This is a genomic window from Butyricimonas sp. BSD2780061689_150309_C8, from assembly GCF_015560935.1.
In the GTDB taxonomy this organism is placed as follows: Bacteria; Bacteroidota; Bacteroidia; order Bacteroidales; family Marinifilaceae; genus Butyricimonas; species Butyricimonas paravirosa.
On record NZ_JADMSV010000028.1, the window covers coordinates 1 to 15,794 of the forward strand.

General features: G+C 43.2%; 14 protein-coding genes, 1 tRNA gene and 1 pseudogene. 4 read left to right on the forward strand and 12 right to left on the reverse strand.

Annotated features, from left to right (window positions below; genetic code table 11):
* A pseudogene (locus I2I33_RS17060) lies at positions 1–193 on the reverse strand (IS256 family transposase); the annotation flags it as partial.
* A gap of 198 nt (positions 194–391) precedes the next feature.
* Positions 392–464 (reverse strand) — tRNA-Arg (locus I2I33_RS17065).
* A gap of 198 nt (positions 465–662) precedes the next feature.
* Between I2I33_RS17065 and I2I33_RS17070 the strand changes: the two genes are divergently transcribed.
* Complete coding sequence (locus I2I33_RS17070) at positions 663–1,172, forward strand: DUF6913 domain-containing protein (protein WP_087421562.1); 510 nt, start codon at positions 663–665, stop codon at positions 1,170–1,172.
* 1 nt (position 1,173) lies between these two features.
* Positions 1,174–2,049, forward strand: a complete 876-nt coding sequence (gene dapA, locus I2I33_RS17075; protein WP_087421563.1) for a 4-hydroxy-tetrahydrodipicolinate synthase — start codon at positions 1,174–1,176, stop codon at positions 2,047–2,049.
* Between the two features lie 4 nt (positions 2,050–2,053).
* Here dapA and I2I33_RS17080 read toward each other — a convergent pair whose 3' ends face one another.
* From I2I33_RS17080 to folE, 7 genes are all read right to left on the reverse strand, one after another.
* Positions 2,054–3,553 (reverse strand): GldG family protein, encoded by a 1,500-nt coding sequence (locus I2I33_RS17080; RefSeq protein ID WP_087421564.1) that lies wholly within the window; start codon positions 3,551–3,553, stop codon positions 2,054–2,056.
* A gap of 17 nt (positions 3,554–3,570) precedes the next feature.
* The gene (locus I2I33_RS17085; RefSeq protein WP_087421565.1) at positions 3,571–4,293 is read right to left on the reverse strand and encodes an ABC transporter permease subunit; all 723 of its coding nucleotides are present in this window, start codon (positions 4,291–4,293) and stop codon (positions 3,571–3,573) included.
* Positions 4,294–4,296: 3 nt separating this feature from the next.
* Complete coding sequence (locus tag I2I33_RS17090; protein ID WP_087421566.1) at positions 4,297–5,223, reverse strand: ATP-binding cassette domain-containing protein; 927 nt, start codon at positions 5,221–5,223, stop codon at positions 4,297–4,299.
* 129 nt (positions 5,224–5,352) lie between these two features.
* Entirely contained in the window at positions 5,353–6,387 is a 1,035-nt protein-coding gene (locus tag I2I33_RS17095; RefSeq protein WP_087421567.1) for a LacI family DNA-binding transcriptional regulator, read from the reverse strand.
* 18 nt (positions 6,388–6,405) lie between these two features.
* Positions 6,406–8,466: an HD family phosphohydrolase gene (locus I2I33_RS17100; RefSeq protein ID WP_087421568.1), complete on the reverse strand. Its 2,061-nt coding sequence runs from the start codon at positions 8,464–8,466 to the stop codon at positions 6,406–6,408.
* Positions 8,467–8,683: 217 nt separating this feature from the next.
* Positions 8,684–9,559, reverse strand: a complete 876-nt coding sequence (gene fabD, locus I2I33_RS17105) for an ACP S-malonyltransferase (RefSeq protein WP_087421885.1) — start codon at positions 9,557–9,559, stop codon at positions 8,684–8,686.
* Between the two features lie 18 nt (positions 9,560–9,577).
* Positions 9,578–10,204, reverse strand: coding sequence for a GTP cyclohydrolase I FolE (folE, locus tag I2I33_RS17110; protein ID WP_087421569.1), 627 nt, complete (start codon positions 10,202–10,204; stop codon positions 9,578–9,580).
* Between the two features lie 364 nt (positions 10,205–10,568).
* Here folE and I2I33_RS17115 point away from each other — a divergent pair, with 364 nt between their 5' ends.
* Complete coding sequence (locus tag I2I33_RS17115; RefSeq protein ID WP_087421886.1) at positions 10,569–11,036, forward strand: NfeD family protein; 468 nt, start codon at positions 10,569–10,571, stop codon at positions 11,034–11,036.
* 3 nt (positions 11,037–11,039) lie between these two features.
* Positions 11,040–12,026 carry a flotillin-like protein FloA gene (gene floA, locus I2I33_RS17120; RefSeq protein ID WP_027201591.1) on the forward strand — a complete coding sequence of 329 codons (987 nt, stop codon included), beginning with the start codon at positions 11,040–11,042 and terminating at the stop codon, positions 12,024–12,026.
* A gap of 85 nt (positions 12,027–12,111) precedes the next feature.
* On the opposite strand, the gene lysA is transcribed toward floA, so the two are convergent.
* From lysA to prmA, 3 genes are all read right to left on the reverse strand, one after another.
* Positions 12,112–13,257 carry a diaminopimelate decarboxylase gene (lysA, locus tag I2I33_RS17125; protein WP_087421570.1) on the reverse strand — a complete coding sequence of 382 codons (1,146 nt, stop codon included), beginning with the start codon at positions 13,255–13,257 and terminating at the stop codon, positions 12,112–12,114.
* A gap of 18 nt (positions 13,258–13,275) precedes the next feature.
* Positions 13,276–14,592, reverse strand: coding sequence for an aspartate kinase (locus tag I2I33_RS17130; RefSeq protein WP_087421571.1), 1,317 nt, complete (start codon positions 14,590–14,592; stop codon positions 13,276–13,278).
* 328 nt (positions 14,593–14,920) lie between these two features.
* Positions 14,921–15,772 (reverse strand): 50S ribosomal protein L11 methyltransferase, encoded by an 852-nt coding sequence (gene prmA, locus I2I33_RS17135; RefSeq protein ID WP_087421572.1) that lies wholly within the window; start codon positions 15,770–15,772, stop codon positions 14,921–14,923.
* Positions 15,773–15,794 lie beyond the last annotated feature (22 nt).

Consider the following 15,794-nt stretch of genomic DNA (forward strand, 5'->3'; position numbering starts at 1 on the left):
CGAAGACCTTACCTCCATGACATACTCGACGACCACGAAAACCGTTACTCACGTCACCACGTGTCTCGTTATGAAGAGCACGTTCCGATAACATTAAACTTTCTAAACCTTGTTTGACCAAGCCTTGTAAACCTAGTTCACCGTTTGTGATTTCGGAAATTATTTCCGAGATTTGTTCACGTGTAAATTCCATAATTATTCATTTTTGAAAATTGCATTACAAAAATAATCAATTCGGAATTTACACACTTTTTGAAACACTATCCTTTTGGATAAAGAAGGGTGAATTTTGTGGAGTAAAGCGAAACAACCTTCGGAGTTGAAGAAAGATTTGGATCAATTGTTTGACTAATGAAAAATCCCCCGAAAGATGTCTTTCGGGGGATTTTCGTGAACTCGGCGGGAGTCGAACCCACAACCTCTTGGGCCGTAACCAAGTGCTCTATCCATTAAGCTACGAGTCCTTCTTGATTTGCGTGGCAAAGATAGGGAATGTTCTTTTTTCCTGCAAGAGTTAACGGAATTTTTTCAAATACTTTTTTTATGTTTGAAAAATAACAAAGTGGAGTGCATATAGTTTTTATTACTACATTTGTGTTACTCTGTTCATGTACAAATGAATATGATAAAGTTAGGAGTAAGAGTCAGATAAATAGTTTTGTATGTTTAAATGTATTGCAGAAGGGTTTAAAAAGCGTCATTTGAAGAATATAGTGGTAAAAGATGAACGGGTATTGTCGTTTTATAATTTAGATACGGCCAAAAAATGTGTCGTGTTTTGGGTAGCTGATGATGTCCCGGTGTCTTCTGTCGATAAGGTGCGGGAGGCTCTGGCCAAATATATGGACGTTTGTTTGCTTGCTTTTATCCGGCAGCCTAAGTTGAATACGGAGCAAATACAGGATGCTATTTATCTGGATAGTTCTGGTATTTCTTACAAGGGAGGATTTCGTGATCCCCGGGTGCAGGAAATACTGAACAGGAAGGAGGGACTGTTGATTGATTTGTCGTTGAAACCGGATGTGTGTGGGGATTATATCGTGAAGTCGGCCAAGGCGTCTTGCAAGATTGGTTACGGTACGGGACATGATATTGATTTTGACGGGGTGCGGGATATAGATGATTTTATAGAGCGGTTGTTTAAATTATTAACTAAGATAAATACGTATTGAAATGAAAAAGTTTTCGGGAGTAGGGGTTGCTTTAGTGACTCCATTTGACGAAACGGGACGTGTGGATGAACATTCTCTGAGGAACCTGGTGAATTACGTGGTTGATGGTGGGGTGGATTATCTGGTAGCTTTAGGAACGACGTCCGAGGCGGCAACGATGACAGCGGACGAAAGAGCTTTTGTCGTGCAAGTCATTGCTGAAGAGAATGCCGGACGTTTGCCGATTGTTTTGGGAATCGGGGGAAATAATACGGCTCAAGTGATCCATGATCTTGCCACGCTGCCTTATCTGCGGTTGGGAGATGCCATTCTGAGTGTTACCCCGTATTATAATAAACCTTCTCAACAAGGGTTGTATAATCATTTTAAGGCGATAGCCGAGCATACACCTCTTCCCGTGATCTTGTATAATGTTCCGGGGCGTACGTCCGTGAATATGACTGCCGCGATAACCTTGAAGTTGGCTCGTGATTTTGAGAATATCATCGCCATTAAAGAGGCTTCCGGGAATTTTGAACAGGCTACGGCAATCATTTCCGGAATGCCGGAGAATTTTATCTTCCTGTCGGGAGATGATGGTATTGCCTTACCGTTAGTATCTATAGGGGCCAGTGGCGTTATTTCCGTGATTGCTAACGTGATGCCGAATGAATTCTCCACGATGCTGCATTTGGCATTGGAAGGCGAGTACGGGGAGGCTCGGCAGATTCATTTGCAGTTGGGTGAGATGTTTAAAGCTCTCTTTGAAGAGGGAAATCCCGCGGGAATAAAAGCTGCGTTACATGCCAGAGGTGTGATTGCCTGCCAGAAGTTAAGATCTCCGTTATGCGAGGTGAGCGAGGCCTTGTATCAAAAAATAAAACGATTAGGTGAGTAATCACCTAATCGATACGACCCGGTTGAGAACGTCTCAACCGTTTTCTTTTATATTCCCTGTATTGATATAGTCCGATAAGTAATACCAGCATGATGGGCAGGAAAAAGTTGGTATATTTTAAGAATCTCCTGTAAGAGTCGCTTACTACTTTTAATGACTGATTCTCGATATATTTGTTTCTCAATTTAATTAATCCGGAATCGTCCGCCAGCCATTCAATGGAGTTTACGGCAAAATTGATATTACTGATATAGAACGGGTCAAAGAATTTGTCTTCCATGAAGTCGGCATCCGTGATGACAACAATAGCACTGTTGTTATCTTCGTTACTTAATAATGCGGCAACAGTATTGTAGGGTTGATTAAAGTCGTGTTTTCTTGTCCAAGTTTTATAAATATCGAAGAATACCGGAACTTTTTGCACGCCTGAAATGGAAGATGATTTTGCCAACGGGGTGAACGTGTAAGCGGAGGTCGTTTTTACATTCGTGATACTACTGGCAAATTGTAATAGCATGGCATTCAGTCCTTTCGTGATTACGTGAGAACTGAAGTTCTGGATGATAGGTATATACGGGAAATGGCGGTCACTTTGGAGTTGTAGAAATCCTTGATCCTGAGTAACGAGTATGCGTCCGCAATAGTTATCCACGACGAAATCATAGTTGATTTTTAGCCCGAATTCTTCCAGCATATCTTCTATGCCGACCCGGTTGATGAAACCGTTATTCTGGCTGTAACTGATTTGTCCGACCGCGTGATTCAAAGCAATGTAGAGTCTTCCCCCTTGTTCCAAGTATTGCCCCAATCGAACGAGTTCTTCCTTGCTGAATGATTCTTTCGGTCCCACGATACAGATTACTTTGTAGTCATTCAAATCTGTAAACTGGTCTATGCGCATGGATTCAATCTTGGCACTATGGGATAGTTCATGCTCGATTAACAGAGTTTTTTGTCTCAACATTTCGTTATGGCCACGTAAGAAACCGATAGTCGGTTTGGTCGTGTCGCAAGCTTCTTTTAAACGGCGGGTAACCTCGTATTCTAATGCCGTGGTCGGGAGAATGTTTATTGCCTCTTTTTTGTTGCCAATCTGGATGACGGCTCCAAAGTATACTTTTTGAATTTTCACCATGTCTCTCTCGGCTATTTCCTGGGCCATTGGTTCTATCCCTAGTTGTTCAGCCAGAGCTTCCTTGTCACTGTTGTTCGGTATGATCGTGTTTATGGTGAATGCTTTATTACTGATTGTCTTGTACTCTTTCAGCAAGTGTCGGAATTCCCGTCCGAGTTTTATTTTGTCGGGCGTGAGACCTTCGGACATGAATAAGGTAACGGAAATATCCTTGTCGATTTTTTTGATCATCGTTTTGCTGACAGGGCTTAAAGAATATTTTTTGTTACTCGTGAGGTCAATCCTGATAAATAGGAAATAGGAAATAATATTTACCGCTATCAGTGATAAAATCAGGTAGGTCGGATTGTATATCAATTTCTTTTTCATCACTTTCGTACTAAATATTAAAACCGATTTTTACAGATATAATGTCTTGCTAATGCTAAAAATATAATAATTACGCTGATAAAGTATATCAAGTCTTTCGTGTCGATCACTCCGCGGGGGATGGCATCAAAATGTTCTCCAATGGAGAGATACGTGAATAATGCCGCTATAAATCCGGACCCCCATAGTTCAGCAATGAATTCAAATAAAAGCACGAATCCTATCTCGATAGCAAACGTGATGAAGAAGGCCACGATCGTGTTCGGGGTGAGGGACGAGGCGAACATCCCGATACTGATGTAACATCCACTGACCAGAATAAGCCCCAGGTAACCGCAAAAGCCAACGGCATGATCAACGTTACCCAGTGAGGCAATCGTGATATAGTAGGGAAGTGTCAATGCTAGACATATAACTACTTGTAATAGTATAGCAAAGAATTTCCCCATGATTAACTGCCATGTTTTAATCGGCTTTGAGAATAAGAGTTCAAAGGTTCCATCCTTGCGTTCTTCTGAAATACTTCTCATCGTGAGTGCCGGTATTAGGAAAAAGAGCGTCCAGTAAAACACGTTGAACAGGTTGCTTAGAGAAGCTTGTCCGCTTGAAAAGATGTTTTTCCCGGAGAACCAGCAAGCAAATCCCGTTACACAAAGGAAAGCCGTGTATGCGATGTATATCAATAATGAATTAAATGCTACTTTTAATTCTTTGTTTATTATAACTTTAACTGCACCCATGAATTATTCATTTTGTGTAACTTTACGAAATATATCTTCCAATCTGGTTTGTACGGGAGTTAACTCGCTGATGTACCAGTTGTTTTCTTGGCAAAGGTTAAAGATTGACTTTTCGATTTCTACATCGGGTTTACATTGGAGTTCAAAATTTTGTTTATGAATAATCTCGATGTGGAGTACTCCCGGCAGGTCGTTCAGTGCCTCGTGTATGTCGGTTGTTTCCCCACCCTTGATGCCTATTTTTAGGCAATATTCGGCATCCGATTTGCGACGAAGTTCGGATGTCGTGCCATTGGCCACGATTTTTCCGTTACTCATGATCATCACTTGATCGCAAGTTGTTTCGATTTCAGAAAGAATGTGGGAACTTAAAATAACTGTTTTTTCTTCCCCGATTTCTTTGATGATTTTACGGATTCCAAAAATCTGGTTGGGGTCAAGTCCTGTTGTCGGTTCATCGAGAATGACCACTTCCGGATCGTGAATTAGTGCCTGGGCAATTCCTACCCGTTGGCGAAATCCCTTGGATAATTCGCCGATCTGTTTGTGCTTATCGTTGTCTAACCCGCATAAACGAATCATATCCAAAACACGTGACGTGATTTTGTATTTAGGAATATTGTGAAGTTTTGAAATAAAAAATAGAAAATCAATCACGTTCATTTCGTCATACAAAGGGTTACGTTCCGGGAGGTAACCGATGATGTTTTTTATTTTACCTGCCTGTTTCCAAATCGAATAGTCCCCGAATGTTATATTTCCGAAATCCGGTGTCAGTAGCCCTGCCATGATCTTCATCGTGGTTGTTTTACCCGCACCGTTAGGCCCTAGGAATCCAAGGATTTCACCTCTTTTTGCTTTAAAAGAAATTGAATCCACGGCTTTCTGATTCTCGAAAGATTTCGTCAGATTTTCCACAACTACATCCATGGGCTGCTGTTATTAATTTCTACAAAAATAGTCATTCAAACCATTGATTTTTAGGTTTAATAATCTTTAACCGAGTAATTAACAAGGTTTTAATTTATATTGTTAAGATTTTAGCAATTATGTTAGCATTTATAGTGTTTTACATAGTCTGTCCGAAGATTCTCTAACGATCAGTTCGCAGTTAATGATTTCTTTTTTAATCTGTGCGTGCTTGCTGTTCAGAATCTGATCAAACAGAAGTTCAGCCGCGGCCCGTCCGATTTTTTCCGGGAATTGGTTGATGGAACTTACTGTCGGGTTCATGTAGCGTGAGCGTTTCGTGTTGGAGAAACCGACAACGGCAATGTCTTCCGGGATGTTAAGTCCTTTTTCCTTGATCGCCTCAATAGCCCCGATTGCCAAATCGTCTGTGATGCCGAATATGGCATCCGGTCTCTCTTTCCGGGAGAGTAACTGGCGTGTCGCTTCTTTTCCAGCCTCTACCGTGAAATCGGAACAGTGCCAGATTAGTTCTGTTTTAGCCGGAAGATGGTTGGCTTCCATGGCTTTTTCGTAGCCTTCCATGCGATTGCCCCCGATGGCAACGTTTTCGGGACCGCATAATAAAGCTATTTTTTTGCAACCTTCGGAAACGAGGTGTTGAACGGCTTGGAATGCGGCAGTGACACCATCCGTTACGACCCGTGACACGTTGAGTTCATTCGTGGTACGGTCGAACAGCACGATAGGTGTTCCGGATTCCTGTATCATTTTAATGTGTTCATAGTCTTTCGTCTCGTGTGATAAGGCAAGGATAATTCCATCCGCCCGGTTGGCCATGAGTACTTCCACGCTTTTTTGTTCTTTTTGGAAACTTTCGTTCGAGGATATGACTAAAACGTTGTAGCCGTGACCGTCTGCAACTTCCTCAATCGTTTTCACGACTGTGGCAAAAAAAGTACTCACGATCTGGGGTACAATAACTCCGATCGAATGACTTTTATGGGTTTTCAGTGCTACGGCGATAGGATTGGGTTTGTAACCGAGTTGTTTAGCCAGTTCCTGCACGGTTTTACGTGTTTGCGCACTGATCTCGTGATTGTCTTTTAGCGCACGGGAGACGGTAGACACGGATATATTTAATTTCTCTGCAATGTCTTTGATGGTTATTGGTTTTTGTGTCATATATTTAGGTCTTGAGGGTTATGCTTTGGTTTGTAATTTCGGGTACGCGATACGGGCATGGTACACGTTTATAAGCATTTCTGTAAATACTCGTTTCACCGTGGAAATGTCCTTGAATGTCAAGTCTGCGTTAGCGAATCGTCCATCTTGGAGAAGGCCGTCAATCAAGTTATTCACCAGTTTGGTCAGGTTTTCTTCATCCTTTATTTCCAGAGCCCGGGAGGCTGCTTCCACTCCATCGGCCATCATGACTACGGCACACTCTTTTCTCACGGGGTCCGGACCGGGATAAGTGAACAGGGATTCATCTATTTCCTTGTCCGGGTATTTGTTTTTGAATGAGTAGTAGAAGTATTTTACTTTACTTTTACCATGGTGTGTGCGGATAAAGTCTTTGAGGACTTCCGGTAATTTGTATTTATTGGCAAGTTCCAAGCCTTGTGTTACGTGTTTGATAATGATCTGGGCGCTTTCGTCAAAATCCAGAGAATCGTGCGGGTTTAAGCCTCCTGTTTGATTCTCCACGAACATGATCGGGTTGTATGTTTTCCCGATGTCATGGTACAATGCCCCGGTACGGGCTAAAAGCGGGCTACCCCCGATGTGATAAATTGCCTCTTCCGCTAGGTTGGCAACCATGAGGGAGTGTTGGAATGTTCCCGGGGCTTTTTTCGTCAGGTTGCGTAAGGCCGGGTGATTCGGGTTCGAGTATTCCAGTAAACTGATTTCAGACGTGTACCCGAAGAGGCGTTCTACCAGGTAAAGGGCGGGATAAATTAAGCTTAACAAGCCGGTATTTATGATGAGGAACACGACAGCGAACAGATGTTTAGGTGCGAGAGTTCCCTCTTGTATGAGCGTGAAAGCCCCGTATACCAATATATAAGTTAAGAATATCAGACCTAGTGCAATAAATAGTTGAGAACGGCGTTGCAGGTGTGAGAGGCTGAACATGGCTACGATCCCGGCTGATATTTGCATGAAGAAGTACATATAATTGTTGGGAGCGTAGTAGGAAACCAGCAAGCTTGTACCGATCAATAGATAAAGAGCCGGTCTTGTCCCGAATAAAATGTTCACGATGATTGGGAAGAATAAAACGGGAATCGTGAGGATATTGATGTGTTGAAAATAGCTGATACTTCCTAGGGCAATGGTTAGCAAAAACATACTATACAGGAAAAAGAAATCCCTGTTGTTGTAGAATAGCCGTTTCCGGGAGACATAGAGGAAGATGGAGAAACTCATGATGGCGATCAAGGTCAACACGGTTTGAGCTACCGAGATTCGGATTCTGTCAATGGTTGATCCCAAACTTTGCTCGTGTTCTATCCGGAAAGATTCCAATACTTTATATTTTTCGGGGGTTACTAGGTCGTTTTTGGATATGATAATATCTCCCCGGTTGACCATCCCTTGGGTTGGAGTAATACTTTTCACGCTGGTTTCAATGGCAAGGCTCGTTTTTCCGGCATCGTATTCGAGGTTTGGATTGATGTAATTGTTCAGGCCTAGACTGAGTATTCCTTCCTCTGTTGATTTAGCCAGGTGCAGGCTCTCGATGTATTTAACCAATGTTTCGTAGGCTTGCTTTAGCGTGTACACGTTGGAAAACTTTTCGTCGAAGGCAATGTTGTTTTTGACGATAAGAATATTTTTGATTTTAGCCGGATCCATTTTTTCCGGCATCAGTAAGATGCCTTTGGAATAAATTTCCCGTAGTTTTTGAATGATTTTATCCATATCTTTTCCGTTGTTCGCGGTTCGATATGTGTTTATTTTTTCTGAAAGTTTGTTGATCTGGGCTTCAATATTTGTTTCTTTGAAGTTGAAAATGGGGGCTTGCTCTTCTTTGATTTTTTCAATATCAGCGGCAAGTTCTTCGGCACTTTTATGCAGAGGAAAATCTAAGGGTGCGATCAATGTCTCGTATTTCCAAGGCATCCCTTTTTGGTAAGAATATTTAAAACCCTCTATTTTAGGAAGTAATAAGACTATGAGACCACAGATAATGATGATCGTACTGATTTTAAACACGTATTGAATCGTACGGTGTTTTTTCGTTTTATTGTTTGGCATATCCCGGTTTTATCTTGAATTATCTTTGTTCAAAGATATAAATAAAATTTTAAAGCCTCCCATGGGAGGCTTTAAAATTGTTACAAGTTTCAGGTTGAGCCTTCGGCTCTGCAGGTTACAAGTTCATGGGTTAGGCGGTTCTTGATATGTAAGATTCATGAACTTGTAACTTGCTAACCTGTAACTTGTAACCAGTAGATTTTGTTTTAAACAAAATCTATTGCATTCCTGCTGTTTCAACTTCGGTACTTACTTTTTTGATCAATCCTTGAAGTACGTTTCCAGGACCGATTTCTAAGAAAGATGATGCCCCGTCTGCCAGCATATTTTGTACGGTTTGAGTCCAACGTACAGATGCTGTTAACTGGGCAATCAAGTTCTTTTTGATCACCTCCGGGTCAGACACCGGTTGTGCGTTCACGTTCTGGTAAACCGGGCATGAAGGTTGTGAGAAATGGGTGTTCATGATGGCGTCGGCCAGTTCTTTCCGGGCAGGTTCCATCAGCGGAGAGTGGAAAGCCCCCCCGACTTTTAACGGGAGAGCCCGTTTGGCCCCGGCTGCTTTTAATTTTTCGCAAGCGGTGGCAATTCCTTGTGTCGTTCCGGAAATAACGATTTGTCCCGGACAGTTGTAATTGGCAGGAACAACTACATCATCTATTTCAGCTAAAATGTTTTCGACAGTTTCATCCGGTAGCCCGAGGATGGCTGCCATCGTGGATGGATTAGCCTCGCATGCTTTTTGCATGGCAAGCGCTCTGGCGTGAACAAGACGCAAGCCATCTTCGAAAGAAAGTGTACCGTTGGCAACAAGTGCAGAGAATTCTCCCAGCGAGTGACCCGCTACCATATCCGGTTTCTCGTTCAACGATTTTGCAAGAATCACCGAGTGAAGGAATATCGCTGGTTGAGTTACTTTGGTCTGCTTTAAATCTTCGTCGGTTCCCTCGAACATCAGGTCCGTGATGCGGAATCCCAGAATTTCATTTGCCTTTTCAAATAACTCTTTTGCTTCGGGTGAGTTCTCGTACAAGTCCTTGCCCATACCTACGAATTGGGCTCCTTGGCCCGGGAAAACAAATGCTTTTTTCATACTCGTCATGTTTATTTCTTAATGAAATTTGTTACTAATTAATCGGATGAACTCTTCCCGCGTGGCAAGTTTTTCGAATGCCCCGCTGAAATCGGAAGTGGTCGTTACCGAATTTTGTTTTTGCACACCCCGCATCATCATGCACATGTGCTGGGCCTCAATGACCACGGCAACGCCGAGGGGATTGAGTGTATTCTGTATACAATTTTTTATGTCATTCGTCAGTCTTTCCTGCACTTGGAGCCTTCTTGAAAAGGCCTCAACTACCCGTGCGATTTTACTCAGCCCGGTAATGTATCCGTTCGGGATATAGGCCACGTGGGCATGTCCGATGAACGGGAGCATGTGGTGTTCACATAGAGAATAAATTTCAATATCCTTGACGATCACCATCTGGCGATAATCTTCCTTGAACAGGGCGGAGCGAAGGATTTCTTCCGGGTTTTCCGTGTAGCCTCGTGTCATGAATTGCATGGCTTTTGCAACACGGTATGGGGTTTTCACTAATCCTTCTCTTTCGGGATCTTCTCCCAATAATTTGAGAATTTCTTTATAATGATAGCTTAATTTTTCAGTTCTTGCCTTGTTGTAATATTCTACTTTGCGGTAGAATTCTTCATTGTCATCCAATTCAGTGTATTTCATTCGTCCTCTCTTTTATGTACTTGACTCATTGCCTACATGGGTAATGAAAAATTGGCTACAAAGTAAAAGATAATAATTGAGAATTGAAAATCGTATGTTGAAAATGTGCGGGTTCAAACTCGCTAGCACTGCAACCCGTGCCAGAGGGCGGGGAAATAATTTCGGGGTAATTAAAATCTGATTTCTCCTACTCTTTATATTGGTAGTTAAACAGGTATTTTAGGGTGTAGCCTTCCTTTGTCACGTTCGGGTGTTACGGCCTGATCGGTTGGGAAGGTGGGGTGGGAGTGTGGAAAATATTTCAGTACGATGATACTATTATTAAATAAAAAAATGTATCTTTATCAAACAAAAAATGTTGTATATGGAGTGGCTTGTTTTATTCATGCTGATCTTGATAGGCTTTGTCCTGTTAATACTTGAGTTTCTTGTTTTCCCGGGAGTGAACGTGGCAGGGATTTTAGGTTTCGCTTGCGTGGGAATCGCTATTTATATCGCTTATTCTACGATGGGAACGACGGTCGGGCATTTCACTTTGTTGGGGACGGCTCTTTGTGGTTTCGGGGTGACTTATTACGTCTTGCGATCGAAGACGTGGAAGCGTATGCAGTTACACACGCAGATTGATAGCACGGTGGAAGGTGTGGATGAATCCATTCGGGAAGGAGATATTGGGATGACGCAGGGACGCTTGGCGCCGATGGGAAAAGTACGGGTGGGGGACAGTGTGGTCGAGGCGGAATCCCGTTCCGGGTATATCGAGGAAAACCGGGAAGTCGTCGTGTTGAAAGTGTATAAAAATAAGATTGTAGTTAAATTAAAAACTGAATAGAAGATGGAGAGTAGTTTGTTTTTTCTGGTAGCGGTTATCGCCGGAGGTCTTTTTTTACTTTGGATGATCCTCTACTTTATTCCGATCGGCTTGTGGTTTCAAGCGTTAGTGTCTGATGTGAAAATATCTTTGTTGCAATTGGTTTTGATGCGTTGGCGGAAAGTGCCTCCCACGGTTATCGTTCGTGCCATGATCGAGGGGAAAAAGGCAGGCTTGGAGCTTTATCGTGACTTACTGGAGGCTCATTATCTGGCAGGGGGACACGTGGCTCAAGTGGTACATGCCTTGGTGTCTGCGTCTAAAGCAAATATCGACTTGACGTTTCAAATTGCAACGGCCGTGGATCTGGCCGGTCGTGACGTGTTTGAGGCTGTACAGATGAGTGTGAACCCGAAAGTGATTAATACCCCGCCAGTGGCTGCCGTGGCTAAAGATGGTATTCAGTTGATAGCTAAAGCCCGGGTTACGGTACGGGCAAATATCCGTCAGTTAGTCGGGGGTGCCGGGGAGGAAACTATTCTGGCTCGTGTCGGGGAAGGTATTGTGTCTTCAATTGGTTCTGCAGCCTCGCACAAGGAGGTTTTGGAGAATCCGGATTCTATTTCGAAGGTGGTGTTGAACAAGGGATTGGATTCTGGTACTGCTTTTGAAATTTTGTCTATTGATATTGCAGATATTGATATTGGTAAGAATATCGGTGCGGAATTACAGACCGATCAGGCAGAGGCCGATTTGAAAATCGCTCAGGCGAAAGCGGAGGAACGCCGAGCAATGGCTGTTGCTACCGAGCATGAAATGAAGGCGCTTGCACAGGAAATGCGGGCGAGAGTGATCGAGGCTGAGGCAGAAGTTCCTCGTGCTATGGCAGAGGCTTTCCGTAGCGGTAATTTGGGTATTATGGATTACTACAAGATGAAGAATATCGAGGCTGATACGCAAATGAGAGAATCCATTGCCAAGCCGAATGATAAGAAAAATAATCAGAAATAGTGAATGGACTTGAAAATGTGAAACAGACCCGGGGAAAAACGGGTCTGTTTCACATTTTCAAGTCCATTGGCAGGAATATCACGAATTACTGGGAAAAGTAACTTCCCGGTAATTCTCGGAGATTGTATCGTGAGGCCATGACTTCTCCGTATGCACCACAGGAGCGAATGGCGATCAAGTCTCCCCGGTTGGTGAGGGGGAGTTCCCGGTCTTTGCCGAAACAATCAGATGATTCACAGATAGGGCCAACCACGTCGTATTTTTCATGTTCTCCCACGGAGGTCAAATTTTCTATCCGGTGGAAAGCTTGGTAGAGTGCCGGACGTAAAAGGTCGTTCATTCCCGCATCCAAGATGACGAACTTTTTATGTTTCCCTTCCTTCACGTACAGGACACGAGAGATAAGGGAACCGCATTGTCCGACAAGGGATCGGCCTAGTTCGAAATGAAGTTGCTGACCCGGCTGGGCCTCGAAGAAATCAGCAAAAATTTGAAAATAAGAGGCAAAGTCGGGAATTAGCCCACACGTGGGGCAATCGTAATTGATGCCTAATCCACCGCCGAAGTTCACGTGAGGGAGAATGATTCCCTGTTCTTTCAGGCGGGATTGTATTTCGTTTACTCTCAAACAAAGTCCTCGGAATACCGTGAGATCGGTGATCTGGGAGCCGATATGAAAATGTAGTCCGATAAGCTTGATGTGTTCCATTTCCCGGCAGGCCGTGATGGCGTGGTCGAGGTCGTAAAGGTAGAACCCGAACTTGTTTTCTTCGATTCCCGTGGTGATGTAATGATGCGTGTGGGCATCCACGTTGGGGTTTACCCGAAGAGCAACAGAGGCTTTTTTCCCCATTTCTCCGGCCAGTATGTTGATCACCTCTATTTCGGGTAAAGATTCGCAGTTGAAACAGAATATCTCTTTTTCAAGAGCCAGCCGGATTTCCTCGTCGCTTTTCCCGACTCCGGCATACACGATTTGTTCCGAGGGAAAACCACTTGCTACGGCTTGAGCCACCTCGTTACCACTCACGCAGTCCGCACCAATTCCGTGGCTTTGAATGATGTCAAGAATGTGTGGGTTGGCATTCGCTTTTATCGCGTAATGCAAATTGAATCCATGTTCGTTAGCTGCTTGGGAAGCGGCTTGAAGCGTGGCTTGTAGAAGAGTCGTGTCGTAGTAGTAAAACGGGGTCTTCAAGGTTTGAAATGTTTTGATGGTTTCTATATTCATGTGGGTGGGTTTATGAACTCATTTATTTAACAATCTTTCGCTAAGAGCCTCAAGTGCTTTTTGTTTGTCTGCTTGTTTCACGAGTAGAGAAATGCTGTGTTCGCTGGCCCCGTAGGAGATCATGTGCAGGGGAATATCTTCCAGCGCAGTGAGAGCCCGAGCCGCGAGTCCGCTATTGTTGATCGAGCAATCCCCGACGATGCAGATGATGGAAAGAGATTCTTCGACCTCGATTGTACCATATTTCGTGAGGTCTTTTTTGATGTCTTCCAAGTGGCATGTACTGTCGATTGTGAGAGATATGGCAACTTCCGACGTGGCAATCATGTCGATCGGGGTTTTCCAGGATTCGAATATTTCGAATACTTTCCGTACAAAACCGTATGCGAGTAACATATTGCTGGATTTGACTTTTATGGCCGTGATCCCGTCTTTTGCTGCCACGGCTTTGAAATCTTTGATCGGGCTTTCTTTCGTGATCAGGGTTCCTTCGTCACTTGGGTTCATCGTGTTTTTCATGCGGACGGGGACATTGGCTTTTTTAGCGGGCTGAATGCTTGACGGGTGGAGAATCTTTGCTCCGAAATAGGCAAGTTCGGCTGCTTCATCAAAAGATAGAGAACGAATGGCTTTCGTATTTTTCACATACCGCGGGTCGCTATTATGTACGCCATCAATGTCGGTCCATATCTGAATTTCATCCACTTTGAGTGCGGCTCCGATTAATGCGGCCGAGTAGTCACTACCCCCTCTTTTCAGGTTGTCTATTTCCCCGTAAGCGTTTCGGCAGATGAATCCTTGGGTGATGATAATACGTTCCGTGGCTGGGTTGGATAATAGTCGTTTTAAGTTTTGCTCGATATAAAAATAGTCCGGTTCACAGTCTTTGTCGATACGCATGAAATCCAAGGCGGACAGGAGCGTGGAAGGTATACCTTGTTCTTGTAAGTAATAATGCATTAGTGTGGTGGAAATGATTTCTCCTTGTGCAACAACGGCTTTTTCCTGTAACGGGTAAAAGTCCTTGTTGATGAATGAACGGAGATAGGTGAAGATGGTTTGTACAAATTCTTGTCCCCGGTGCTTGAATTCTTCGGTACTGTAAAGGTCGCTGATGGTCATCAAGTAATCCAGTTCGAGATTTTGGATTGTCGTCAAAGCTTCCTGCCTATCATTGCGGTACAGATAGTTAGTTATGTCTACTAACGTGTTGGTCGTTCCGGACATGGCCGAAAGAACGACAATTTTGGGTTGGTCATCCGAGATTAATTTTGCCACTTCTTGAATTCGTTGTGCGGAGCCAACCGAGGTTCCTCCAAATTTTAATACGTTCATAAGTTTATTGTTTTTAAATCATTTATTTCTTTACATGAAAAAAGCCCGTGTATTCACACAGGCTTTTTTCGACAGTTTTTTGACAACAGTGCGTTAGCCTGCAAAAAGCCTTTGCATGCACATCATCTGTTTATAGTTATTAGTATATCTTGTTCTCATTCTTCTTTTGTATTTTTCACGATGCAAATATTGCATATTGAAATTGAAAAAGCAAGCCTTTGTTAAAATATTAACAGATATGTGACTACGTCACGTTACAAGTTACAGGTTGGCAAGTTTCAAGTTCTTTTTTTAACAACCTGCGCTAACCTGTAACTTTCCGCAAAAGTTATCTTTTGTGGAAAATGACGGCAGTCCAGTTGTCTTTTACTTTGTTGGATTGATAGGTTAGTTGCAATAGTTCGGCTTTCTCGCGAATAACGGGAAGATCTTCGGTGTAAAATCCGCTCATGATGAGGTAACCGTTGTCATTGAGTACCTTCACGTACGCAGGCATATCATTCAATAATATATTCCGGTTGATATTGGCCAAGATGATGTCGTAGTGTTCTACCCCGTTTAGTAATGTTGCATCCCCGATGAGAACACGTATATTGTTCATGTTGTTGGTGGCAATGTTTTCCATGGCGTTGTTGTAAGCCCATTCGTCAATGTCGATGCCGGTAACCGATTGGGCTCCGGCTTGTGCGGCCATGATAGATAGAATACCAGTGCCACATCCCATGTCAAGGACTTTTTTGCCGGAGAAATCAGGTTTCATGTCTAAGATCGTTTCGAGCATGAGAGCTGTCGTGGCATGATGGCCCGTGCCAAAACTCATTTTCGGGTCAATGATGATTTCGTGTTCGATGTTTTCAATCGTGGGATGGAATCCGGCTCTTACCAGAATCCGGTCTTGCACGAGGATCGGAGTGAAGTTTTCTTCCCAAATTTTATTCCAATCTTGATTCTCGATTTCTGCTTTTTCCCAGGTGATCGTGTATAGAGACTGGAAGAAAGAAAGGATTTCTAATGACTTTACTTGTTCCTCGTTGAAGTTTTTGCTTGGTATGTAAGCTTTGAAACCGTCATCCGAGTATGAAAAACTGTCGTATCCGAGGTCGCCGAGTTCGGCAATAATCGCATCTGCAATGTCCTCCACGTAAGGGGAGATATGGAAAGTGAGTTCTGTATAAAACATGCTATCTGATTTTTTTGCAAAT

What these genes read in the sequence shown, in the direction of transcription:
- I2I33_RS17070 (WP_087421562.1), top strand. Translation starts at nt 663, where the DNA reads ATGTTTAAATGTATTGCAGAAGGGTTTAAAAAGCGTCATTTGAAGAAT.
- dapA (WP_087421563.1), top strand. Translation starts at nt 1,174, where the DNA reads ATGAAAAAGTTTTCGGGAGTAGGGGTTGCTTTAGTGACTCCATTTGAC.
- I2I33_RS17080 (WP_087421564.1), bottom strand. Translation starts at nt 3,553, where the DNA reads ATGAAAAAGAAATTGATATACAATCCGACCTACCTGATTTTATCACTG.
- I2I33_RS17085 (WP_087421565.1), bottom strand. Translation starts at nt 4,293, where the DNA reads ATGGGTGCAGTTAAAGTTATAATAAACAAAGAATTAAAAGTAGCATTT.
- I2I33_RS17090 (WP_087421566.1), bottom strand. Translation starts at nt 5,223, where the DNA reads ATGGATGTAGTTGTGGAAAATCTGACGAAATCTTTCGAGAATCAGAAA.
- I2I33_RS17095 (WP_087421567.1), bottom strand. Translation starts at nt 6,387, where the DNA reads ATGACACAAAAACCAATAACCATCAAAGACATTGCAGAGAAATTAAAT.
- I2I33_RS17100 (WP_087421568.1), bottom strand. Translation starts at nt 8,466, where the DNA reads ATGCCAAACAATAAAACGAAAAAACACCGTACGATTCAATACGTGTTT.
- fabD (WP_087421885.1), bottom strand. Translation starts at nt 9,559, where the DNA reads ATGAAAAAAGCATTTGTTTTCCCGGGCCAAGGAGCCCAATTCGTAGGT.
- folE (WP_087421569.1), bottom strand. Translation starts at nt 10,204, where the DNA reads ATGAAATACACTGAATTGGATGACAATGAAGAATTCTACCGCAAAGTA.
- I2I33_RS17115 (WP_087421886.1), top strand. Translation starts at nt 10,569, where the DNA reads ATGGAGTGGCTTGTTTTATTCATGCTGATCTTGATAGGCTTTGTCCTG.
- floA (WP_027201591.1), top strand. Translation starts at nt 11,040, where the DNA reads ATGGAGAGTAGTTTGTTTTTTCTGGTAGCGGTTATCGCCGGAGGTCTT.
- lysA (WP_087421570.1), bottom strand. Translation starts at nt 13,257, where the DNA reads ATGAATATAGAAACCATCAAAACATTTCAAACCTTGAAGACCCCGTTT.
- I2I33_RS17130 (WP_087421571.1), bottom strand. Translation starts at nt 14,592, where the DNA reads ATGAACGTATTAAAATTTGGAGGAACCTCGGTTGGCTCCGCACAACGA.
- prmA (WP_087421572.1), bottom strand. Translation starts at nt 15,772, where the DNA reads ATGTTTTATACAGAACTCACTTTCCATATCTCCCCTTACGTGGAGGAC.